This window comes from Citrobacter sp. RHBSTW-00859 (assembly GCF_013729795.1).
Taxonomy (GTDB): Bacteria; Pseudomonadota; Gammaproteobacteria; order Enterobacterales; family Enterobacteriaceae; genus Citrobacter; species Citrobacter braakii.
Genome location: NZ_CP056284.1, coordinates 689,264 through 709,895, shown reverse-complemented (window position 1 = coordinate 709,895; position 20,632 = coordinate 689,264). Strand labels below are relative to the sequence as shown.

Genomic DNA, 20,632 nt, shown 5'->3' with positions numbered 1-20,632 from the left:
TTAATCAGAGGCCGAGGGCATTACGGTGTTCTTCCATCAGGTCCACGCCGTCAACGATTTCAACCATGTTGACCAGATCGACCTCATAGAGCACCTCACCGTTAATGGTCAGCTTCGCGTAGCTGTTGGTACTGCTGACCTTGGTGGTGCTGCTCTCGCCGGTTTTCCACTCGCCGGAATCCACTTCTTTATGACGCCCGCGCACAACCAGCTCAACGGCCTGCACTTCGCCGGTATCGTCACGCTGAATGGAACCGGTGAAACGCAGCTGGATGCTGTCAACGGTTGCCTTGCCCATCTGCTTGAATAACAGCAGTTCGGTGCCGCCGATTGAAAATTCCGTGTCCAGTGCGCCGTCATCCAGCCCCATGTCCACGTCCACCGCGCCCGGCATACCGCCGCCGCGATACTTCTCAAACTTGCGGGTGAATTTCGGCAGGGTCAGAGACTCAACGATCCCCTGCCAGTTGTTCCCGTCGTTGAACAGGTTCAGGTGTTTTAACTTGCGTGGTAAAGCCATGGTGTCCCCTTACGCGCTGACCTGGCTGGAGAAATCCAGCAGGTACTGATCGGTGATGCGCTGGCGCAGCATCAGGTTTTCAAGCGGCGGCACCGGCGTGTAGTCGTAGTCGATAGTGAGTTTCCCGGCTTTCAGGGAGTCCTTATCGTTAACTGACTCATCCAGCCAGCAGTCAGCGCCGATGATGTAGCCCTGCGTTTTCAGGCTGCGCAGCTTGGCGCGGATACCTTCGATAATGTCACGGGCCAGAGACGGGTTAAGCACGCCATCCACCGCCCACATGTGCGCTTCTGCGATGGTGTCAGCCAGCACCTGCGCCGTGCGGGTGTAGTTCTCAAAAGCAAACAGCGGATCGTCACTGAGGCAGCGGGAACCCCAGAAGCGGAAGCCATCTTTGCGGATAAGCGTCGTGACGTCGTTCTGGTTCAGCAGCCCCGCATCGGTTGCCGGGTCCTGCAGATCCCAGAACACATCAGCAGAAATACCGGTAACGCCGTTCACGCCCACATTGGACAGGGTTTTGTGCCAGCCGGTCTGCTCGTCAATTTTGGCGCGCAGGCCGAGCGCACGGGCGGAGGCGTAAGCCTTCGCATCTGCATTCAGCACGGTGTCAAAGCTGATGAAGTCGGGCCAGATCAGCATCCCCTCGCGCTGGCTGAAATTAGCGCGGTAGGCAATGGCTTCCGCCACCGTTTTACAGCCGTAGGCGGACAGGTAGGCAAACCCGCGCAGACTCTGCGCCACGCTCAGCAGCTCAGTGGCAACCGCCTGTGTGTCATGCCCCGGCACACCGAGAATACGCGGCTTAACACCCAGCTGCGACTGCGCCGAAAGCAGCGCTTTCATGCCCGTTTTTTTACCGTCAGCAGTCACGCCGCCGATAATGTTGGAGGTGGTTTCCGCTTCGGTTTCGCCCTGCGCCACGCGCACAACGACGGTCACGGGTTTAGCCTGGTCTGCAATCGCATCCAGCGAACGGGCAAGCGTGCCGGACTCGCCCGCCTTACCGCTGGCGGTCAGCACGTCAGTCAGCAGGACCGGTTTATTGAGGGGAAACATGGACGCATCAGCATCATCGCCGGTGCAGACCATGCCCACGATGGCGGTGCTCACCGTGGTAATGGATCGGGTGCCCTCGTTGACTTCAACAACGCGCACCCCGTGGTGGTAATCCTGAGCCATAAGGCAGTCTCTCCGGTTTACAGGGGGTGTGCCTATGTTCTGGTTGATATGCGCGCGGCGCACGCGCCGGGCTATGTGTGGGGAATGGCACAATGGAAGGGGTAAAAAAATCCCCGCAGGCGCGGGGAAGTATTTATTTCTTTGGTGGCTCAGGCCAGATTATATTCTGGATATCACTCGTGTCGATTCGCATCAATAAAACCCTGTAACGCCGCCATGCAGTTAAATCAGACATCTCCTCATCTGTTGCAATTCCAGCGTCAACAGCATCCTGACGCCACGCTATTTCGTTATCTGCAACAGTCCGCAAATACGTTTGTTGAGCAACAATAATCGCCGCTGACTCATCCGCCGTTGGCTCAGGTTCATCCATTAGTACAGGTAAACCAGAACCGTCTGACATGATGCGTTTCCCCATTTCCTGCCCGGCAATTAATTCCAGATATTTTTCATCACTTATTTCAACAGCGAATGCCGGGATACAAGATGTAATTTCAGAGTCATAAAGCCCGACCGGATCAGATGTAAAATATTTCATTCTAATTTCCCCTTACCATCCAATTGCTACCCAACACCATCTGGCAGGAATAGCCTCAGTACCCGAATTGGTATATTGACCATTCCATTTAGCCGACGAGTTTGTTGGCACATCAAATCGAACATTTGATAAGTCATTTGGAGCAGCAGCCAGATCATGAGCCAGAACAGCAACACAGGCTGATGGGAAAGCAGATGGAAAGGTAATAACTCCACTTGATCCTGTGCTGGTCACTTGTGAGGCATGAATAATTAACTCCTTTTGCGCCCCCGCCATAACGGCGGGTATTTTTGCAGTCAGAGTGAGGCCATTCACTACAAGCGCTGCAGCCGGAAGTTTTGCAGCCTCCCCCAGACCAAGATATGAAAGCAAACCAGCCACATTTTTCCCACTGAGATCTGTCAGCGTACTGTCCAGCGGTTGCTTACCTGCCAGTGCATTCGTCATGGTGGTAGCGAAGTTGGGATCGTTGCCCAGCGCTGCCGCCAGTTCATTCAGCGTATCCAGCGCCGCCGGGGATGATGCAACCAGTGCCGCAATAGCTGATTTTACAAAAGCAGTAGTAGCAACCTGGGTGTTGTTCACCGTCTGCGCTGCAGTGGGAGCTGTTGGCGTTCCGGTCAGCGCCGGACTTGCAAGCGGAGCTTTCAGCGCCAGTGCGTTATTTATCGCAGTGACCACCGCCTGCACAAACGCGGTGCTGGCAATCTGTGTGGTATTGGTCCCTGCCGGTGCGGTTGGCGCTTTCGGCGTTCCCGTCAATACTGGACTTTCTTTTGGCGCATACTGAGTGTGAGGATCTGCAGCAGCAAGGTGTTTAGCCATCAGGTCATCCACATACACCTTAAGCTCCAGCACCTTGTCATCCACATACTTGCGGGTTGCCAGCACCACTGCCGGGTCAATTTTGAGGGTGATATTGTCGGTGCTGCTGGTAATCATCACCATGCGCACGGTCTGCGTGCGTCCGCTCCCCTCAGCCAGTTGCGGCTTGTAGCTCTCCGGGCAGTTACCCACGGCAATCAGTGCGCCGGTTTCGTCGAACAAACCAACCTCACGAATCCACCAACCGCCCTCGGTTTCTGGGATCACCTGTTCAGCAATAATCTGGCTGCTGTTCTGCGGATCGATATACAGCATATTCAATGCCGCACGGCGCTTTTCAGCAACCAGCGCTGTCTGCTGTGCGCTTGGAGTCGGCAGTACGCCGCCGCCGTCGCCCACAGCCATCTGGGTAATTTTCAGCGGGACACCGAGCGCGGCGGCGCTTGCCAGTTTCGCCGCGCCGATATCCGTCAGCAGGGTATAAAATTTTGCGCTCATGGATTCACTCTCATTGTGTCAATAACATGGACCGCTCCGCCCTCATAAGCGGTGCCACCGGAAATAATGGTTTCGTTGATATACGGGTAGATCGTGATTTCTTCGCCGCTGTAGGTGGCTGCGCCCACAAAATAGGGGCCACTGGTCTGCAGGTTAATGGACATGCCGATCAGATGGCGGCTGCACGGTTTGGCGTCACCGATCAGGCGCTCCAGTTCCAGATAGGTTTCTTCCGTGATGCCCTGGTCCTGCACACCAATGTCCAGGCGAAACGTCCCCGGCGTCTCGCCGGTCTGCCACCACTCAATGATGCGGATCAGGAAGCCGAACGGCTCCACCACGCGCCGCACGGCGCTGGTTGTCCCTTTGTGCTGATGGATGTAGAAGGCATCCAGCACCACGCGGCGCTTGACGCTCTCCGTCCAGCTTTCGTCCCAGCGGTCAACGGAAAATGCCCACGCCAGATACGGCAGAAAGCTGACCGGACACGTTGCCGGGTTCCACAAGTCGCGCAGCGGCACCTGCAGATCGGAAATGCCGCTGCAGGTCTGCGCCAGTCGGCGCTCAAGCGGCGATGAACCGGGCGGCAGCAGGCTATTCATCCGTGCCCCCGTTGGTTACGCTCCATTCCGTACAGGATGCCGCCTGCGTCTTATCCAGCACCACATCATCCAGCGGGGAGGCCAGCTCCACACGCTGGACACCCTCAACGTGCAGCGCGGCATAAATGGCGCTGCGACGGATATCACGGCCCAGCCGCGTCTGGCTGGCGATGTACTTCTGCAGGCTGGCTTTTGCCGCCGCCATCACCGGCTCAGCTTCCGGCCCCGGATAAAGAAAGATCGTCGCATCCACGCTGTACGGGATTATTTCGGCGCTGCGCACCGTCAGGCGGTCTGCCACCGGGCGCACGTTCTCACTGTTAAGCGCCTGCTCCACCACCGCCAGCAGATCAGCCTCTGCCGTACCGTCACCCTCACGGCTCAGTACGGTAAGCACCACCTCCGCCGGTGCCGGGCTGGTTGCGCTGGCATCCGCCACGCGCCCGTCCGCGCTTTTGGCGTGAAACTCATAGGCCGCCGTCGGTCCTGCAACGGACAATCCTTCAAACGCAGCCGGAACACGCAGGCGCAGTGTCTCATCACTTTCCATTACTGCCGCGACCGGCGGCACCGCGTCGTTGTCGGCAGGCGTTACCGTCAGGCGTTTCACGTTGTAGTTGGCTGCCAGCTGATCGAGATCGCCGCCGATGGCATACGCCACCATGACCGCCTGCGCAGCCTCGTTAATACGCTGGCGCAAAAGGATTTCACGGTAGGTGCTTTCCTGCAGCAGCTTGGTGACGGGTTCAGATTCCAGCACCAGCGTGCGCCGCACCGCGTCCTGCTCATCCGCCGGATAAAGGGCCACAAATGCGGCCTTGCGCTCAGCCAGCAGCGTCTCAAAATCCGGCACGTCCACTATCTGCGGCGCGGGCAACTGGGAAAGGTCAATCACTGCCATTGTCTGCTCCTGTTGATACGGAAAGGGAAACCGGCGCGCCGTTATTGCGCTGCCCGGTAAGCTCAACCACCATGGAGCCGTCAAAATTGCTGCTGATGGTGATGGAATCCAGCGTAAGCCGTGGCTCCCAGCGACTCAGCGCCACATAGACCGCAGACATGACCTGCAGGCGTAGCGCCGGGTTCTGCGGCTGGTCAATCAGGGCGGATAGCAGGGAACCATATTCCCGGCGGGCGATCCGGCTGCCCTGGGGAGTCAGCAGAATATCCCGCACTGACTGGCGCAGATGGTCAGTATCAGTAATGGCCTTGCCGTTGCCCTGGCTCATGCCGATATACAGCGTCATACCGGTCCTCCTGACGTATCGCCGCCGGACTTAACGCCGGTGTGACCGTGTTTATCCACCACGATCCCGTTGGAACTCATCGCGCCGCCGCCCTGGGTGACGCCGCCATTGATCACCATCTCGCTGTTAATGCGCGTGGTGTCAGCCTCCACCACAAACTCACCGGTTTTGAGAGTGATATTGTCCGCCGCCTCGATCACCATGGATTTGATACCCCGGACATGCCACCGCCCGGTGGCGGGTTCATACTCAAACCAGCCTCCGTCCGGGTACTCCGTCACGCAACCATCCACGGAGTCCGACGGCGGCGCAAACTGATTGGAATAGATGGCAGGCAACGCAAAAGCAGTTTCCAGATTGCCGCCCATGCTCAGCACCACCACCTGCTCATCCGGCGACGGGCACCACCATGTACGGGCACCACCGGCACGCAGCGTCAGCCAATTAATCCAGTTGGTTTCAAGCTCGCCCACTCTCACCCGGCACAGCCAGTTTTCCCGGTCCACTTCGGTCACGGTGCCGGTGCGGATCAGGTTGGTGATAAGGCGCATTATTTCGGTCAGTTGTGCATTCATAACGAAAGGTTGCCATCAGAGGGAAAAGGGAGGCAGCGCGGGCGCTTGTGCCAGCGGTGGCACAAAGATCACCCCGCCAGCCAGCGCAGCAGAGTGTCACGGGTGATGGTTTCCACCTCATCATTCACGCCCAAAAGGCGGCGCTCTGCGTAGCGGACCTCCGGGCCTTTTCGGCTGACGCGATCCCGCAGGCCGTAATGGTGAACACGGGCAATGCGCTGCACCTTGCCATCAAACTGCACGCTGGCGGAGTCCGCACTGGCGGCTGTTTTCAGGTATTTTGTGGTGCGAAGCTTTGAAAACATCTGGCGTTTGATGCGCCCCTTCTTGCTGCGGGCTGTCACCCGGCGCGGCTCATAACCGCTGCCGTCAGGATTACGCTGCAGCCTGATGTTCTGCTGCTGTGTCCGGCGCAGCTGTTGCGCCAGTTGCCGCATCATACGGCTGCGTGCAGCAGGCTCCAGATTTGCCAGCATCGCCGTCAGCCAGTCATCCACCCTCTGCAGCTCATCCACGTTTCACCGTCCACATTTCTTCGGGTTCGTCCGGCTCCGGCACCGCTTCAACGCTCGACACGCTGCCGTCAGTGCTGACCAGCACGCGCTCCGTCAGTTGCAGGTTCAGGCTGATATCGCACACATCGTTGCGCAGAATATCCACTTCAAAGGTGAACAGTTTTTCGCGCAGTTCCGGGTTGTTGATGGCGTCCGGCTGGCTGGTACTGAGCCACAGCAGGACTGGAGCCATCAGCAGATTCTGGTCGCCGCTGAAATCCTCGATCACCACGTTCAGGGTGTAGCGGTATTCCCATGACATGGAGCTGGCTCCTGTTGCCACCAGTGAGCCGTTATCAACGAAAAGGTGCAGCTTGTCCGGGTTGTCGCGGACATAGGCAACCGCTTTATTCAGGGCGCTGCGTAAGGACTGCGGTTTGTTCACTATCTCGCTCCTGACACGCAATAATCGTGTCCACTTTGTCAGCACAGACCGCCCAGGCGGCCTCGGTTTCATCCAGCACCGCATTCAGATCGCCGTTACTGCGCGGCGCTGACCTTTCCAGGCGGCACTGCGTCACTCTGGGACAGCCACTCACGGTAAGCTGCACCTCCGGCGAGGGCCGGGCGGTCCCGCAACCTGATAATGTCAGCAGGCAAAGGAGTGTCAGCCCAGCGGTGTAAATCCTCGTTTTCACGTTTTAGCTCCTCGATCCGGCGCTGGCGACTTCGCAACAATGCGGTGGTCTGCTCCGCTGCCGCATAAAGCCGCGCCTGCTCCCGGCTGTTGGTTTCGGTCAGAATGGACAGGCCGATCAGCTGGCTGTTTTTCTTCGTCAGCTCCTGCGTTTTGCTTTTCAGCGCCGCACCCTGCGTCTCGATGGTGTGGCTGGCATTGTTAAGCCGCCATGACTGCCAGCCCAGCGCCGCAAGCGCCAGCGCCAGCACTACCGCCAGCGCACGCATCAGGCTGCCATCGGCTCATGAAGCTGCGCGCGGGCAATCTGATACAGAACCAGCGTCAGCAGGTAAAACACCAGGGTGATCACCCATCCCGAAAACGCCAGGCACAGAACAATAAGCAGCCTGATTATCCATGTACGCACGGGTTTTACAGGGTGTGCCCTAAATTTCAGCAATGCCGCCCTGACCTCATCGCGCGCCCTCTCTCCGGCGAACCACCCGACAGCGCACAGCGCAGCAAGCAGCCAGGCGAGGAAGCATGACACCTGGACAGACGCACCAACCAGAACCGGCGCACCGCTGCGCGGATACAGCAGGCTGATAACCAACAGCGCAGCCCATGCCAGCTGGAAAAAAACACTCATGACTTTCTTTTTCATTCCGTTATGCTCCTTTTAAGCACCAGGCCATTTCCCGCGCGCGGCGGTTGTCCAGCCCCTGATTAAACACACCTTTGACATACACCCAGCGCGGCAGCTGATGGCAGGCATCCGCCCAGCGCCGCTGGTTCAGCAACTTAACCAGCGTGGAGCTGCAGGCGTTGCCGGTGCCCACGTTGAAAGCAAACGACACCACCGCGTCATAGACCTTTTGCGGCATCAGCTGCATCACACATTTATCCAGTGCCCGCTCCACGCGCAGCACGTTGGTGATAAGTCCCTGCGCCGCCTGCCGCTCCGTGATAGTTTTCCCCGGCACCACACCGGACGTATTGCCGATCCCGTCAGTCCATACGCCCGCACTGCACTGATAAGGCTGCAGGCGGCATCCCTCGTAATCGGCAATCAGTTTCAGCCCCTCAACGGAGGTATGAAGCGACTTGAAACCGGGCAGCGTGGCGGCGATAGCCAGCACCGCCCCGACAAGGCAGCGCTTAACGATTGAAGGATTCATATTCCCCCCGCGAAATTTTGCCGCCACGTAACAATTTGAAAGACTGGTGTTTGTAGTACCAGTTGATAGCCAGCATCAGCACACCAATCAGTACGCCGCCAACCGTTGACGCATCCTTGAGCGACAGATCGCCCAGCCATGCCAGCAGCACGGCGATGCAGTAAGTGATAAAGGCGCTGATTCGTTCAAGCGTCATAATTCAGTCCCATAGCTGGACGGTCTGCGCCGTGGATGACGCCGTAATGTCCGGCAGCTCCACCTGCAGCCCGTGCGGTAAAAATGGGCCGTACTCAGCCAGCCCCGGATTTGCCTGCAGAACCTGCTCAGTGACACCCTGCGTGCGCCCGTAATGACGCCAGCAAAGCGCATCCACCGTGTCATACTGATGCGCACGCACTTTCATCAGATAAGCTCCACCGTACAGTGCGGTGCATCCTGCACCCGGCTGATAGCCCAGCGGGCATCACGCCACAGATCGCCGCTGGCCTCCGCCAGCTCCTCCCCTCGCTTCACACCTGACGCCGTGGCGTCATAGTCCTGATAACGCTCATTGAGCACAGCGCGCGCCCAGCAAAAAACAGCGTTGTGGTAGTGCTGGATACGCTCGCTTTTGCCGTCCAGCATTTCTGCGGGAACCTCAGCAAGTGTCCGCCAGCCCAGCATCTGCTGACGGTTGCGGAAGTCGAACAGCTCAGCGTTAACCTCAGAAATTGCCGTCAGCACGACCTGCTTTAAACGCGGCTGCGTCACCGTGCCGTCAGTACGCATCACACTGCGAAATTCCGACAGGTCCACATCAGGCCAGAACGGCGTATTTTTGATGACCTCCGCCTGTTCCGGTGCCTGTTCGGGCGCAACAAACTTCATGCGGCTTTCTCCTGAATAAGTGGGCGGTGGACGGGGTTTTGATGTGGCAGTGCCTTTCGCCACCCCGTGCCGCCCGTGCGCGGGGCACGTTCTTTAGCGGCTGTCATTGCGCAGTCTGCGCTCCAGCTGCTGCTTTTCTTTTTTAATGCCACAGCGGGGATCGAGCTGCAGCGCATGGGTAAGGTGATTCAGAGCAGATGCCGGATTGCTTTCGCTCAGTACAGCGCCGATGGCTTTATGCAGACGCGCCCGCGACTGGTCCGGCATATCCAGATCGGTTGTCAGGTCCAGCGTCTGCAAAAGCAGATCGGCATCAAAACCGGCTGCGGCTAGCAGAGCGCTTTGCGCCGCGTCTGCCATTTCTTCTGCCAGCACGGTCTGCACGTTACGGTTGCCCAGCGGCATCACCCAGCCATGGCGCAGCGCATGACGCCCGATTTCCAGCGCACCGGCATAATCACCGGCGTCGATACGCCACAGCATCACGTACATCAGCACGTCATCCTGCTGCGTACCTCCGGCAGCCAGCACGCCCTCCGCCCAGGCGGAATATTTGGGCAGCAGTTCCACCTTGATTTCCGCCTTTTTCACCGTGGACTGGACGCCCTTGAGGCGGCGGCGGTCTTCTGCCAGCTGCAGCAGCATCAGGTCATAGCCCGACGCATGGCGAACACTGCCGCCCTCACGGGCGGCCTGTTCGGCCTGAATGCGCAGGCGGTGCTGCCGTGCGGGACTCAGGCTCATGTGTTATTCCCCACCTTCCGGTGCGGCAGGCGTGCTGAAATCACCGATTTCAATGTTTTCAACCAGCGCCGCACAGCGGTAGTCCTCGACCACATACGCCTCGTTGACGGATTCAAAGTTTTCAATCCGGTCACGTTTCGGGTTGTCGATAACAGAACGGCGGCGGGTATCTTCCTGCCAGTAGATGGACAGGTTATCCAGACGGGTGATCAGCAGGGCATTTGCCGGGAAATAAGGCGCGCGCACAGCCTGCAGGCCGCCCATACGTTTCTGGCTGATGATCAGATCGGCGGCGATTTTCTCGCTGTTGTCCTGCTCTTTGTTGACCAGCGGGAAATACTTGTCAGACAGCAGTTCACGTCCGCAGACGACAACCAGATCGTCATCATCCTGATAAACCGCGTCGATCAGCTCGTTGACGGCATCCATCACCACGGCGTCCAGGTTGGCATAGTCGCCGCCCTTGCCCACCTTGACCACGCCTGCAGTCGTTGCACCGTCTTTCGTGGTGCTGCCCATGACGTGATCCGGTGCATCTTCGCGGATTTTCTGCAGCCAGCCTTTATTGACGTCCTGCAGCAGCGGGTTTTCAGCACGATTGGACGTTTTGGCGCGCTTCACGCCGTTAAAGCCGATCATGATGCGGTCCAGCGCCTGACGCTTGACGATGGCGTTGCGGATACGCACCTGGAAGTCCTGGAATTTCGCCCACAGGTCCAGTTTTGCGTAGGTCAGCACCGTATCAAAGTTGGTCTGCTCGCATTTGTATTCCACGTCTTCCATCAGCGTCGGATCGGTAGGCTCGCGCTCTTTGGTGGTGGTATCGGTGGTTCCGGCAATGGTGCTGCCCACGCCCAGCCCCAGCAACTGCCCGGATTGCTCAGTGACTGGCGTGATGTTAATCAGCGTAAGGAAAGCGGCGGACTGCTGGATCTGGTCTTCCAGCGTCTGCTGCACGGACGGCTCCACGGTGAACTTGCTGGAGAGTTCTTCAATCTCCACACCGTTCAGGCGCGCCAGCTGCTGCAGGTAAGCGTTAAAGGCAAAGCGGGTTTTCTTTTTCATCGGGTTTTATGCTCCATCAGCAATTGGTCAGGGTGCCTGCCGGTGCGTCACCGCCCGGCGCGCGCTGGCGGTAGTCTTTACGGCTGTCTTCGCTGCTCAGCTTCTGCTCAAGCTCGGCAAAGGCGGTCTGCTGCTCCTGCAGGGAGGACTCCAGCTCAGAAAGGCGCTTGTCCTGTTCGGACAGGGATTTATCCGTGCGTTCGCTCAGGTTCTGCTGCTCGGTGGCGACCAGTTCCACGGCTTTATGCACATCGGAGAAACGCGCCTCATCGGTCTGCTCTTTTTTGGTGAACAGCGCGGTGACGCGGGCAAAGAGGGACGGCTTTTCGTCCTGGGCTTCTTCCAGTTCGATCAGCGTTTCCACCGCTTCCGAAAACAGGTTTTCAGGGTTCTGCTTACGGTTCGCCAGCGGGTTATGCGCGGCGCTGGCGCTGAATGCCAGCATTTCGGTGCCAAGGCTCGCCGGATCGTCCGTCGCACCCAGCCCCACAAGGTAGGCTTTGCCGGTGTCGGCAAACTTCGTGCTGACCTCCATGGAGGTGAAAAGCTTCTGGCCCTTTTTCACCAGTTCCACCAGGGCGTCCGTGGGTTCGATATCGGCATAAAGCGCCATCTTGCCCGCCAGCGGCCCGTCCTTGATTTCTTCTGCAACCAGCCCCGTCACCCTGCCGTAGCGGTTAAAGGTGCTGTCCGGCAGATAAGACTTGATGTGCTCAAGGTTAATCAGCGCGGTATAGACCGTCGGGTTGTAGCTGGCAGCCATCTGTACCAGCCATTCACGCTGGATTTCGCGCCCGTCAGTGGTGGCACCTTCCACCCCAATACGGAAACGCTTTGCTTTCACTGTCATGAGCCGTGCTCCGTTAGAAAAAACTTACTGGAGCCTTATGTTTGCGGTGATGGGGGGAGTGAAACAACGCGCGGCACTTGTACGGTAAACCACACAAACCGCAGCCGGGGAAAGCCGCCTGTCAAGGCCGTATGTTTGTGCCATGAACACCACACTGACCCCCGCAGACCTCGATCCCCGTCGGCAGGCCATGCTGCTGTACTTTCAGGGATACCGCGTAGCCCGCATTGCTGAAATGCTGGGCGAGAAAGTTGCAACCGTTCACAGCTGGAAGAAGCGCGACAAATGGGGCGACTATGGGCCGCTGGATCAGATGCAGCTCACCACCGCCGCACGTTACTGCCAGCTCATTATGAAGGAGCAGAAAGAAGGGAAAGACTTCAAGGAAATTGACCTGCTGGCGCGCCAGTCAGAGCGCCACGCCCGGATCGGTAAATTTAACGATGGCGGCAACGAAGCAGACTTAAACCCGAAAGTTGCCAACCGTAACAAAGGGCCACGCCGCCAGCCCGAAAAGAATGTTTTCACCGACGAACAGACCGAAAAGCTGGAAGAAATCTTCCGTAATGGCATGTTTGAATATCAGCGCCACTGGTGGCAGGCAGGCGTAAAACACCGCATTCGCAACCTGCTTAAATCACGTCAGATTGGGGCAACATACTTTTTTGCCCGCGAAGCGCTGATTGACGCCATCACCACAGGGCGCAACCAGATCTTCCTCTCAGCCAGTAAGGCGCAGGCGCACGTTTTTAAGCAGTACATCATCGACTTTGCAAAAGAGGTGGATGTTGAGCTGAAAGGCGACCCAATGACCCTCAGCAACGGCGCGTGCCTGTACTTCCTCGGCACCAACGCCCGCACGGCGCAGAGCTATCACGGCAATCTGTACCTTGATGAATATTTCTGGATACCGAAATTCCAGGAGCTGCGCAAGGTTGCCTCCGGTATGGCCATTCACAAGAAATGGCGACAAACCTACTTCTCCACGCCGTCCAGCCTGACCCACAGCGCCTATCCGTTCTGGTCCGGCGCGCTGTTCAACCGGGGCCGCGCCAAAGCAGACAAGGTGGACATTGACCTGACCCACAGCAACCTTGCGCGCGGCGTACTCTGCCCGGACGGACAGTATCGCCAGATCGTCACCGTGGAGGATGCGGTGCGCGGCGGCTGTAATCTGTTCGACCTCGACCAGCTGCGCATGGAGTACAGCCCGGACGAATACCAGAACTTGCTGATGTGCGAATTTATTGACGATCTGGCGTCAGTATTCCCGCTCAGTGAACTGCAGGCGTGCATGGTGGACAGCTGGGAAGTCTGGGCAGATTTTCAGGCGCTGGCGCTGCGCCCGTTTGGCTGGCGCGAAGTCTGGATCGGATACGACCCGGCGAAAGGCACGCAGAACGGTGACAGCGCCGGGTGCGTGGTGGTGGCACCGCCAACCGTGCCGGGCGGCAAGTTCCGCATTCTTGAGCGGCACCAGTGGCGCGGGATGGATTTCCGCGCCCAGGCTGACGCCATCAAAAAGCTGACGCAGCAGTACAACGTGACCTATATCGGCATCGACTCGACCGGCGTCGGTCACGGTGTTTACCTGAACGTAAAAGACTTTTTCCCAGCAGTACGGGAGTTTGTCTACAACCCCAACGTCAAAAACGCCCTGGTGCTCAAGGCATACGACATTATCAGCCACCGCCGTCTGGAGTTTGACGCGGGACACACCGACATTGCGCAGTCCTTTATGGCTATCCGCCGGGCCACCACCGCCAGCGGCAACCGCCCTACCTACGAAGCCAGCCGCAGCGAAGAAGCCAGCCACGCAGATTTGGCCTGGGCAACGATGCACGCACTGTTTAACGAACCGCTCCAGGGCGAAGCCGCCAATACCAGCAACATTGTGGAGATTTTCTGATGCACTCAACCCCAACTAACCTCATGACCACCGCCAGCCTGCCTGTAGATCGCCCTTTCTTTGCTTACCAGCATGAATGGAACAGTGGCGCACGTAGCAGAAACCGCGTGCTTACAAAAATGCGTCAGGCTGGCGCGGATTTCTTTTTCGCCTACGAAGCCCTGAACGATGCACTGCATACCGGACGCAACCAGATTTTTCTGGGCTGCACCCCGGCATCAGCCCTGACTGTCAAAACCTATATATCAGCTTTTTTAAGTGAGGCAGCAGCCTGGACGCACCTTGGGAAAATAAAATCAGGTAAAGCGCATCTGGAACTACCAAACGGTGCGTTCATTTATTTTATCGGGCCGGAAAGTCTCGCCGCTGCGCTCCACGGAAACGTCTACGTGTCAGAGTATGCCTGGGCTGACTCCCCAAGAAATATGATTGCGCTCGCCAAAAGCCTGTCCATGCACGCGCGCTATCACGCTACCTACTACACCACCCCAAGCCCCAACCCGGAAGCATGGCAGGAATACAAGAAGCTGATTGCCCGCAACAGCACTACCTTCATGACCTTTACCGCTGATGACGCTGCAGCATCCGGGGCAACGCTCGCAACCGGAGCCGCGCTCTTTGATGATGAATGGCTGAATGACATGAAAAAAGAGTTATCAGCAGAGGACTGGAAAATGCTGTTTATGTGCGAATGGCCCCAGGCTGACAAGGAGCAGGCTGCATGAGCAAACGTAAAAACAAGAATAACCGCGCAGCGGTAGATCACAACGCTAAATCAGGCGGCGCTGCGGCGGAGGCGTTCAGCTTTGGCGACCCGGTGCCGGTGTTAGACCGACGCGAATTGCTGGACTACGTGGAATGCGTGCAGATGGACCGCTGGTATGAGCCGCCGGTGAGCTTTGACGGACTGGCGCGGACCTATCGCGCCGCCGTGCATCACAGCTCACCGATCGCCGTTAAGCGTGACATTCTCAGCAGTACCTACATCCCGCACCGCCTGCTCAGCCAGCAGGCTTTTGCCCGTTTCGTTCAGGACTATCTGGTGTTCGGTAACGCCTATCTGGAAAAACGCACTAACCGGCTCGGCGGCGTTCTCTCACTTGAGCCAGCGCTGGCGAAGTACACACGTCGAGGCGTGGACCTCGACACCTACTGGTTTGTGCAGTATGGCCTGACCACACAGCCCTATGAATTTACGCAGGGCAACATCTTTCATCTGCTGGAGCCGGATATTAACCAGGAGATTTACGGGCTGCCCGGCTATCTCTCCGCCATTCCGTCAACCCTGCTCAACGAGTCCGCAACGCTGTTCCGCCGGAAGTATTACATCAACGGCAGCCACGCGGGTTTCATCATGTACATGACCGACGCAGCACAGAATCAGGAGGACGTGAACAATATCCGCCAGGCAATGAAAAGCGCCAAAGGGCCGGGCAACTTCCGCAACCTGTTTATGTATTCGCCCAACGGCAAAAAGGATGGCATCCAGATCATCCCGTTATCAGAGGTTGCGGCGAAAGATGAGTTTCTGAACATCAAGAACGTGAGCCGCGATGACATGATGGCAGCGCACCGCGTACCGCCGCAGATGATGGGCATTATTCCCAACAATACCGGCGGCTTTGGTGATGTGGAAAAGGCCAGCCGCGTCTTTGTCCGCAACGAGCTGATGCCGCTGCAGAAGCGACTGCAGGAGCTTAACGACTGGCTGGGCGAAGAAGTGATCCGCTTTGAGCCGTACACGCTGGGACTGACAGAAGACAAGCGCAACGACTGACCCACCGTACCACGACAACAAGACCGCCCCTCACAGCGCCCCAGCAGCATTCTGCGGGGCGCTTCTTTTTTGCTGCCGCTCCCTCACCCTCACCGATTGAAGCCGCCAGCGTGCCGGAGATTGCGCCGGATTTTCACCATTTCACCCCGTTGCGCGCGCTCGTATCCCCGCCACGCCTGCCCGCTTTACGTAATGGTTTTCATGCACCTGCCTGATATAAGCAAAAGCCCGCCAGAACTGGCGGGCTTGGACATAAACGATCCTCTAACGATCATTCATTTTCATGCAGCATAGTCATGCATTCAGCAGGTGCTTAAAATTTAATCGTCTAATTTTTTTACAATCTCAGCAATCCGAGCAACGGTCGCTTGCTTTTCAGTGTATTCCCGATACGAATTTTGAGCACTGTTGATTAAACCGTCATAGTAAACAACTCTGCCATTAACAGACTGTAACTGAAGGTTAGTGTATGAAGGATCGAAAGAATAATCTGAAGGTTCACGACCCAAAACAAAAATGACGTCTATTGATGGCGTTGATGATGGATCCATAGTTTTAGCGCATTTAATTACAGCTTGTCTGTATTTATTTCCTTGGGCTACCAACGTTGCAACAGAGGTCAAAACACTTGCTCTTTTAAGCTCAATGATAATATGCTTGCCTGCCGATGAACGATATTTTATATCGATACGTCCTTTTCGCTCATCATCAGTAAGCCCAGCATCAATTTTATCCCACTCTTGGTTAACTCTGGATTCCATAATTTGGGAACCATCAATTCTCTCCCAAGAAGGATCTAATAGCCAAAGGTGCTCAAAAAGATAACGTTGTAAAACCTTTTCCTTTTCATCGTTATCAACCAGCCCCTTGAAGCTTTGGATAACATCCACTCGACTTTTTGCTATTTCATAATATAGCGTAGCCTCTAGATCATCTTGCTTTTCTAGAAGCGGTAAAAGTTTTTCAGCATTAAATATAACTGCCTCGGCTAATTCCCGAGACATTTCTTTTATTCGTAAACGCTCAAACGCAAAGATAGCATGCTTGAATAACTCCTTTTTCTCTTGAGGCTTATCTTCTAAAGGTAAAGACTCAATCTGAGCAATCATTTTTTCCGCATATCCTTGTGAAGCTGGTTTTAATGAGCTAATCCACTCCACAAGAACAGGGTTTGACTCTTTTGCTTCCTTAGGGAAGGTGCGAACAAGTCCCTGATATGAGATCATGTTTGTCATCTGGAGCCATGGAACAGGGTTCATCATGAGTCATCAACTTACCTTCGCCGACAGTGAATTCAGCAGTAAGCGCCGTCAGACCAGAAAAGAGATTTTCTTGTCCCGTATGGAGCAGATTCTGCCATGGCAAAACATGGTGGAAGTCATCGAGCCGTTTTACCCCAAGGCTGGTAATGGCCGGCGACCTTATCCGCTGGAAACCATGCTACGCATTCACTGCATGCAGCATTGGTACAACCTGAGCGATGGCGCGATGGAAGATGCTCTGTACGAAATCGCCTCCATGCGTCGGTTTGCCCGGTTATCCCTGGATAGCGCCTTGCCTGACCGCACCACCATCATGAATTTCCGCCACCTGCTGGAGCAGCATCAACTGGCCCGCCAATTGTTCAAGACCATCAATCGCTGGCTGGCCGAAGCAGGCGTCATGATGACTCAAGGCACCTTGGTCGATGCCACCATCATTGAGGCACCCAGCTCGACCAAGAACAAAGAGCAGCAACGCGATCCGGAGATGCATCAGACCAAGAAAGGCAATCAGTGGCACTTTGGCATGAAGGCCCACATTGGTGTCGATGCCAAGAGTGGCCTGACCCACAGCCTAGTCACCACCGCGGCCAACGAGCATGACCTCAATCAGCTGGGTAATCTGCTGCATGGAGAGGAGCAATTTGTCTCAGCCGATGCCGGCTACCAAGGGGCGCCACAGCGCGAGGAGCTGGCCGAGGTGGATGTGGACTGGCTGATCGCCGAGCGCCCCGGCAAGGTAAGAACCTTGAAACAGCATCCACGCAAGAACAAAACGGCCATCAACATCGAATACATGAAAGCCAGCATCCGGGCCAAGGTGGAGCACCCATTTCGCATCATCAAGCGACAGTTCGGCTTCGTGAAAGCCAGATACAAGGGGTTGCTGAAAAACGATAACCAACTGGCGATGTTATTCACGCTGGCCAACCTGTTTCGGGCGGACCAAATGATACGTCAGTGGGAGAGATCTCACTAAAAACTGGGGATAACGCCTTAAATGGCGAAGAAACGGTCTAAATAGGCTGATTCAAGGCATTTACGGGAGAAAAAATCGGCTCAAACATGAAGAAATGAAATGACTGAGTCAGCCGAGAAGAATTTCCCCGCTTATTCGCACCTTCCTTAGAAAAAGCCTGGCACGAGGGACATGAGCGTGCGCAGCTGGCGATTAAAACGTTTGTGCATCGTATCGCGCGCCATATCGCCGGACATGCCGCTTCGCTGCATCGTCTTGATGGGATTATTTTCACCGGTGGAATAGGTGAGAACTCGGTATTAATTCGTCGTCTGGTTATTGAACATCTCGCCGTTTTAGGGGTGAATATCGACAGCGAGATGAATAGCCTGCCAAATTCCCATGGCGAAAGAATTATCTCTAATAAAGATGCTTGTGTTATTTGTGCGGTTATTCCCACAAATGAAGAGAAAATGATTGCGCGTGATGCCATTGCGTTAGGCAAAATTAATATACCAGTAGAATTTGCATAATTAATTTTCAGCAGAGAGATTATTTTTCATGAAGGTAAATATCGATACCAGCGATATGCTGTATGCCGAAGCCTGGAATGGCTTTAAAGGTACGGACTGGAAAGAAGAAATTAATGTCCGTGATTTTATTCAGCACAACTATACGCCTTATGAAGGGGATGAATCTTTCCTCGCCGAAGCAACGCCAGCGACCACTGCATTGTGGGAAAAAGTCATGGCGGGCATCCGTATTGAAAACTCGACGCACGCGCCGGTTGATTTCGATACCAATATTGCCACCACGATAACCGCACATGATGCGGGTTATATTGAACAAGAACTGGAAAAAATCGTTGGTCTGCAAACGGATAAGCCGCTCAAGCGCGCTCTGCATCCGTTTGGCGGCATCAACATGATCAAAAGCTCTTTTGATGCTTATGGTCGTGAGATGGATGCTGATTTTGAATACCAGTTTACTGAACTGCGTAAAACCCATAACCAGGGCGTATTCGACGCCTACTCTCCGGATATGCTGCGCTGCCGTAAATCCGGCGTGCTGACCGGTCTGCCGGACGGCTATGGCCGTGGTCGTATCATCGGCGACTATCGCCGCGTCGCGTTGTACGGTATCCGCTACCTGGTACGCGAGCGTGAACTGCAGTTTGCCGATCTCCAGTCGAACCTGGAGTGGGGCCAGAATCTTGAAGCCACGATTCGCCTGCGCGAAGAGCTGTCTGAGCACCGTCGCGCCCTGCTGCAGATGCAGGAAATGGCAGCGAAGTACGGCTGCGATATCTCCCGCCCGGCGCGTAATGCGCAGGAAGCGGTGCAGTGGGTTTACTTTGCTTACCTGGCTGCGGTGAAATCTCAGAACGGCGGCGCAATGTCGTTGGGCCGTACCGCATCGTTCCTCGACATCTACATTGAGCGCGATTTCAAAGCGGGAATTTTAAACGAGCAGCAGGCGCAGGAGCTGATCGACCACTTCATTATGAAGATCCGTATGGTGCGCTTCCTGCGCACGCCGGAATTCGACACCCTGTTCTCAGGCGACCCTATCTGGGCGACTGAAGTTATCGGCGGCATGGGGCTGGATGGCCGCACGCTGGTGACGAAAAACTCGTTCCGCTACCTGCATACGCTGCACACCATGGGACCGGCGCCTGAGCCGAACCTGACGGTGCTGTGGTCTGAAGCGCTGCCGATTGCCTTCAAAAAGTACGCCGCCCAGGTGTCTATCATCACCTCGTCTTTGCAGTATGAAAACGACGATTTGATGCGTGCCGACTTTGACAGCGATGACTATGCCATTGCCTGCTGCGTAAGCCCGATGGTTATCGGCAAACAAATGCAGTTCTTCGGTGCGCGTGCCAACCTCGCCAAAACGTTGCTGTACGCAATCAACGGCGGCGTGGATGAGAAGCTGAAAATTCAGGTTGGGCCGAAAACGGCACCGCTGATGGATGACGTGCTGGATTACGATACGGTGATGGAGAGCCTGGACCACTTTATGGACTGGCTGGCCGTGCAGTACATCAGCGCGCTGAACATCATCCACTATATGCACGACAAGTACAGCTATGAAGCTTCGCTGATGGCGCTGCACGATCGTGATGTCTATCGCACGATGGCTTGTGGTATGGCGGGTCTGTCCGTGGCGGCGGATTCTCTGTCGGCTATCAAATACGCCCGCGTGAAACCGATTCGTGATGAAAACGGTCTGGCTGTCGATTTCGAAATCGAAGGCGACTATCCGCAATACGGCAACAACGACGAGCGAGTAGACAGCATTGCCTGCGACCTGGTTGAACGCTTCATGAAGAAAATTAAGGTGTTGCCAACCTACCGTAATGCGGTGCCGACGCAGTCCATCCTGACCATCACCTCCAACGTGGTGTACGGACAGAAAACCGGTAACACGCCGGACGGACGTCGCGCAGGTACGCCGTTTGCGCCGGGGGCTAACCCGATGCACGGCCGCGATCGTAAAGGCGCGGTTGCGTCGTTAACCTCAGTGGCCAAACTGCCGTTTACCTATGCCAAAGACGGTATCTCGTACACCTTCTCCATTGTGCCGGCTGCACTGGGCAAAGAAGATGGGGTGCGTAAAACCAACCTGGTTGGTCTGCTGGATGGTTACTTCCACCACGAAGCGCATGTGGAAGGTGGGCAGCATCTGAACGTTAACGTTATGAACCGTGAAATGTTGATGGATGCCATTGAGCACCCGGAAAACTATCCGAACCTGACGATCCGCGTGTCTGGCTATGCGGTGCGCTTCAACGCGTTGACCCGTGAACAGCAGCAGGATGTTATTTCACGTACTTTCACCCAGGCGCTCTGACGCCGG

Annotated in this window: 26 protein-coding genes and 1 pseudogene; 6 read left to right on the top strand and 21 right to left on the bottom strand. The window is 56.1% G+C overall.

The window, feature by feature from the left end; genetic code table 11:
* Window positions 1–4: 4 nt before the first annotated feature.
* The 20 genes from HV302_RS03570 to HV302_RS03480 all read right to left on the bottom strand — a co-directional run bounded on the left by HV302_RS03570 (window position 5) and on the right by HV302_RS03480 (window position 11,864).
* The gene (locus tag HV302_RS03570; protein ID WP_101453675.1) at window positions 5–520 is read right to left on the bottom strand and encodes a phage major tail tube protein; all 516 of its coding nucleotides are present in this window, start codon (window positions 518–520) and stop codon (window positions 5–7) included.
* Window positions 521–529: 9 nt separating this feature from the next.
* A complete protein-coding gene (locus HV302_RS03565) occupies window positions 530–1,702 on the bottom strand; it encodes a phage tail sheath protein (protein WP_181626916.1) in 1,173 nt (390 codons plus the stop codon).
* A gap of 133 nt (window positions 1,703–1,835) precedes the next feature.
* On the bottom strand, window positions 1,836–2,240 hold the full coding sequence (locus HV302_RS03560) for a tail fiber assembly protein (protein ID WP_101453674.1): 405 nt from the start codon (window positions 2,238–2,240) through the stop codon (window positions 1,836–1,838).
* 12 nt (window positions 2,241–2,252) lie between these two features.
* The gene (locus HV302_RS03555) at window positions 2,253–3,563 is read right to left on the bottom strand and encodes a phage tail protein (RefSeq protein ID WP_101453673.1); all 1,311 of its coding nucleotides are present in this window, start codon (window positions 3,561–3,563) and stop codon (window positions 2,253–2,255) included.
* Complete coding sequence (locus HV302_RS03550; protein WP_101453672.1) at window positions 3,560–4,165, bottom strand: phage tail protein I; 606 nt, start codon at window positions 4,163–4,165, stop codon at window positions 3,560–3,562. The genes HV302_RS03555 and HV302_RS03550 overlap by 4 nt, the downstream gene beginning before the upstream one ends.
* Window positions 4,158–5,066 carry a baseplate assembly protein gene (locus tag HV302_RS03545; protein ID WP_181626915.1) on the bottom strand — a complete coding sequence of 303 codons (909 nt, stop codon included), beginning with the start codon at window positions 5,064–5,066 and terminating at the stop codon, window positions 4,158–4,160. Before HV302_RS03545 ends, HV302_RS03550 begins: the two co-directional genes overlap by 8 nt.
* Entirely contained in the window at window positions 5,053–5,412 is a 360-nt protein-coding gene (locus HV302_RS03540) for a GPW/gp25 family protein (RefSeq protein ID WP_023306992.1), read from the bottom strand. The genes HV302_RS03545 and HV302_RS03540 overlap by 14 nt, the downstream gene beginning before the upstream one ends.
* Window positions 5,409–5,987 (bottom strand): phage baseplate assembly protein V, encoded by a 579-nt coding sequence (locus HV302_RS03535; RefSeq protein WP_013098788.1) that lies wholly within the window; start codon window positions 5,985–5,987, stop codon window positions 5,409–5,411. The genes HV302_RS03540 and HV302_RS03535 overlap by 4 nt, the downstream gene beginning before the upstream one ends.
* A gap of 68 nt (window positions 5,988–6,055) precedes the next feature.
* On the bottom strand, window positions 6,056–6,502 hold the full coding sequence (locus tag HV302_RS03530) for a phage virion morphogenesis protein (protein WP_101453670.1): 447 nt from the start codon (window positions 6,500–6,502) through the stop codon (window positions 6,056–6,058).
* A complete protein-coding gene (locus HV302_RS03525; RefSeq protein ID WP_032266126.1) occupies window positions 6,495–6,926 on the bottom strand; it encodes a phage tail protein in 432 nt (143 codons plus the stop codon). Before HV302_RS03525 ends, HV302_RS03530 begins: the two co-directional genes overlap by 8 nt.
* Window positions 6,889–7,137 (bottom strand): Rz1-like lysis system protein LysC, encoded by a 249-nt coding sequence (gene lysC, locus HV302_RS27995; protein ID WP_223229656.1) that lies wholly within the window; start codon window positions 7,135–7,137, stop codon window positions 6,889–6,891. Before lysC ends, HV302_RS03525 begins: the two co-directional genes overlap by 38 nt.
* On the bottom strand, window positions 7,022–7,450 hold the full coding sequence (lysB, locus tag HV302_RS28135; protein WP_181627438.1) for an Rz-like lysis system protein LysB: 429 nt from the start codon (window positions 7,448–7,450) through the stop codon (window positions 7,022–7,024). Before lysB ends, lysC begins: the two co-directional genes overlap by 116 nt.
* On the bottom strand, window positions 7,447–7,824 hold the full coding sequence (locus tag HV302_RS03515; RefSeq protein ID WP_087878486.1) for a DNZ54_00345 family protein: 378 nt from the start codon (window positions 7,822–7,824) through the stop codon (window positions 7,447–7,449). The genes lysB and HV302_RS03515 overlap by 4 nt, the downstream gene beginning before the upstream one ends.
* Window positions 7,825–7,828: 4 nt before the next feature.
* Complete coding sequence (locus HV302_RS03510; RefSeq protein WP_181626914.1) at window positions 7,829–8,338, bottom strand: lysozyme; 510 nt, start codon at window positions 8,336–8,338, stop codon at window positions 7,829–7,831.
* On the bottom strand, window positions 8,319–8,534 hold the full coding sequence (locus HV302_RS03505; protein ID WP_000171565.1) for an HP1 family phage holin: 216 nt from the start codon (window positions 8,532–8,534) through the stop codon (window positions 8,319–8,321). The genes HV302_RS03510 and HV302_RS03505 overlap by 20 nt, the downstream gene beginning before the upstream one ends.
* A 3-nt stretch (window positions 8,535–8,537) precedes the next feature.
* Window positions 8,538–8,741: a tail protein X gene (locus HV302_RS03500; RefSeq protein WP_181626913.1), complete on the bottom strand. Its 204-nt coding sequence runs from the start codon at window positions 8,739–8,741 to the stop codon at window positions 8,538–8,540.
* Complete coding sequence (locus HV302_RS03495; protein WP_047749055.1) at window positions 8,741–9,205, bottom strand: head completion/stabilization protein; 465 nt, start codon at window positions 9,203–9,205, stop codon at window positions 8,741–8,743. Before HV302_RS03495 ends, HV302_RS03500 begins: the two co-directional genes overlap by 1 nt.
* Window positions 9,206–9,298: 93 nt before the next feature.
* Window positions 9,299–9,949, bottom strand: a complete 651-nt coding sequence (gene gpM, locus HV302_RS03490) for a phage terminase small subunit (protein ID WP_101453668.1) — start codon at window positions 9,947–9,949, stop codon at window positions 9,299–9,301.
* Between the two features lie 3 nt (window positions 9,950–9,952).
* Window positions 9,953–11,014, bottom strand: coding sequence for a phage major capsid protein, P2 family (locus tag HV302_RS03485; protein WP_101453667.1), 1,062 nt, complete (start codon window positions 11,012–11,014; stop codon window positions 9,953–9,955).
* 16 nt (window positions 11,015–11,030) lie between these two features.
* Complete coding sequence (locus tag HV302_RS03480) at window positions 11,031–11,864, bottom strand: GPO family capsid scaffolding protein (RefSeq protein WP_057060139.1); 834 nt, start codon at window positions 11,862–11,864, stop codon at window positions 11,031–11,033.
* Between the two features lie 142 nt (window positions 11,865–12,006).
* Between HV302_RS03480 and HV302_RS03475 the strand changes: the two genes are divergently transcribed.
* Genes HV302_RS03475 through HV302_RS03465 form a run of 3 tightly spaced genes read left to right on the top strand, consistent with a single transcriptional unit; the run spans window position 12,007 to window position 15,550 of the window.
* Window positions 12,007–13,773 carry a terminase ATPase subunit family protein gene (locus HV302_RS03475; RefSeq protein WP_181626912.1) on the top strand — a complete coding sequence of 589 codons (1,767 nt, stop codon included), beginning with the start codon at window positions 12,007–12,009 and terminating at the stop codon, window positions 13,771–13,773.
* Entirely contained in the window at window positions 13,773–14,498 is a 726-nt protein-coding gene (locus HV302_RS03470; protein WP_181626911.1) for a terminase large subunit domain-containing protein, read from the top strand. The genes HV302_RS03475 and HV302_RS03470 overlap by 1 nt, the downstream gene beginning before the upstream one ends.
* Window positions 14,495–15,550, top strand: a complete 1,056-nt coding sequence (locus tag HV302_RS03465; RefSeq protein WP_023226466.1) for a phage portal protein — start codon at window positions 14,495–14,497, stop codon at window positions 15,548–15,550. Before HV302_RS03470 ends, HV302_RS03465 begins: the two co-directional genes overlap by 4 nt.
* 320 nt (window positions 15,551–15,870) lie before the next feature.
* On the opposite strand, the gene HV302_RS03460 is transcribed toward HV302_RS03465, so the two are convergent.
* Window positions 15,871–16,785: a hypothetical protein gene (locus HV302_RS03460; protein WP_326928803.1), complete on the bottom strand. Its 915-nt coding sequence runs from the start codon at window positions 16,783–16,785 to the stop codon at window positions 15,871–15,873.
* Between the two features lie 25 nt (window positions 16,786–16,810).
* Between HV302_RS03460 and HV302_RS03455 the strand changes: the two genes are divergently transcribed.
* The 3 genes and pseudogenes from HV302_RS03455 to pflB all read left to right on the top strand — a co-directional run bounded on the left by HV302_RS03455 (window position 16,811) and on the right by pflB (window position 20,626).
* Entirely contained in the window at window positions 16,811–17,791 is a 981-nt protein-coding gene (locus HV302_RS03455; protein ID WP_042934497.1) for an IS5-like element IS5 family transposase, read from the top strand.
* A gap of 146 nt (window positions 17,792–17,937) precedes the next feature.
* Window positions 17,938–18,303 (top strand): annotated as a pseudogene (locus HV302_RS03450) (propionate/acetate kinase); the annotation flags it as partial.
* 28 nt (window positions 18,304–18,331) lie between these two features.
* Window positions 18,332–20,626 carry a formate C-acetyltransferase gene (gene pflB, locus HV302_RS03445; RefSeq protein ID WP_016154631.1) on the top strand — a complete coding sequence of 765 codons (2,295 nt, stop codon included), beginning with the start codon at window positions 18,332–18,334 and terminating at the stop codon, window positions 20,624–20,626.
* Window positions 20,627–20,632 lie beyond the last annotated feature (6 nt).

Bases quoted from the DNA above. Each gene is read 5' to 3' on its own strand.
- HV302_RS03570 (WP_101453675.1), bottom strand. From the start codon at position 520: ATGGCTTTACCACGCAAGTTAAAACACCTGAACCTGTTCAACGACGGG.
- HV302_RS03565 (WP_181626916.1), bottom strand. From the start codon at position 1,702: ATGGCTCAGGATTACCACCACGGGGTGCGCGTTGTTGAAGTCAACGAG.
- HV302_RS03560 (WP_101453674.1), bottom strand. From the start codon at position 2,240: ATGAAATATTTTACATCTGATCCGGTCGGGCTTTATGACTCTGAAATT.
- HV302_RS03555 (WP_101453673.1), bottom strand. From the start codon at position 3,563: ATGAGCGCAAAATTTTATACCCTGCTGACGGATATCGGCGCGGCGAAA.
- HV302_RS03550 (WP_101453672.1), bottom strand. From the start codon at position 4,165: ATGAATAGCCTGCTGCCGCCCGGTTCATCGCCGCTTGAGCGCCGACTG.
- HV302_RS03545 (WP_181626915.1), bottom strand. From the start codon at position 5,066: ATGGCAGTGATTGACCTTTCCCAGTTGCCCGCGCCGCAGATAGTGGAC.
- HV302_RS03540 (WP_023306992.1), bottom strand. From the start codon at position 5,412: ATGACGCTGTATATCGGCATGAGCCAGGGCAACGGCAAGGCCATTACT.
- HV302_RS03535 (WP_013098788.1), bottom strand. From the start codon at position 5,987: ATGAATGCACAACTGACCGAAATAATGCGCCTTATCACCAACCTGATC.
- HV302_RS03515 (WP_087878486.1), bottom strand. From the start codon at position 7,824: ATGAAAAAGAAAGTCATGAGTGTTTTTTTCCAGCTGGCATGGGCTGCG.
- HV302_RS03510 (WP_181626914.1), bottom strand. From the start codon at position 8,338: ATGAATCCTTCAATCGTTAAGCGCTGCCTTGTCGGGGCGGTGCTGGCT.
- HV302_RS03505 (WP_000171565.1), bottom strand. From the start codon at position 8,534: ATGACGCTTGAACGAATCAGCGCCTTTATCACTTACTGCATCGCCGTG.
- HV302_RS03500 (WP_181626913.1), bottom strand. From the start codon at position 8,741: ATGAAAGTGCGTGCGCATCAGTATGACACGGTGGATGCGCTTTGCTGG.
- HV302_RS03495 (WP_047749055.1), bottom strand. From the start codon at position 9,205: ATGAAGTTTGTTGCGCCCGAACAGGCACCGGAACAGGCGGAGGTCATC.
- gpM (WP_101453668.1), bottom strand. From the start codon at position 9,949: ATGAGCCTGAGTCCCGCACGGCAGCACCGCCTGCGCATTCAGGCCGAA.
- HV302_RS03485 (WP_101453667.1), bottom strand. From the start codon at position 11,014: ATGAAAAAGAAAACCCGCTTTGCCTTTAACGCTTACCTGCAGCAGCTG.
- HV302_RS03480 (WP_057060139.1), bottom strand. From the start codon at position 11,864: ATGACAGTGAAAGCAAAGCGTTTCCGTATTGGGGTGGAAGGTGCCACC.
- HV302_RS03475 (WP_181626912.1), top strand. From the start codon at position 12,007: ATGAACACCACACTGACCCCCGCAGACCTCGATCCCCGTCGGCAGGCC.
- HV302_RS03470 (WP_181626911.1), top strand. From the start codon at position 13,773: ATGCACTCAACCCCAACTAACCTCATGACCACCGCCAGCCTGCCTGTA.
- HV302_RS03465 (WP_023226466.1), top strand. From the start codon at position 14,495: ATGAGCAAACGTAAAAACAAGAATAACCGCGCAGCGGTAGATCACAAC.
- HV302_RS03460 (WP_326928803.1), bottom strand. From the start codon at position 16,785: ATGACAAACATGATCTCATATCAGGGACTTGTTCGCACCTTCCCTAAG.
- HV302_RS03455 (WP_042934497.1), top strand. From the start codon at position 16,811: ATGAGTCATCAACTTACCTTCGCCGACAGTGAATTCAGCAGTAAGCGC.
- pflB (WP_016154631.1), top strand. From the start codon at position 18,332: ATGAAGGTAAATATCGATACCAGCGATATGCTGTATGCCGAAGCCTGG.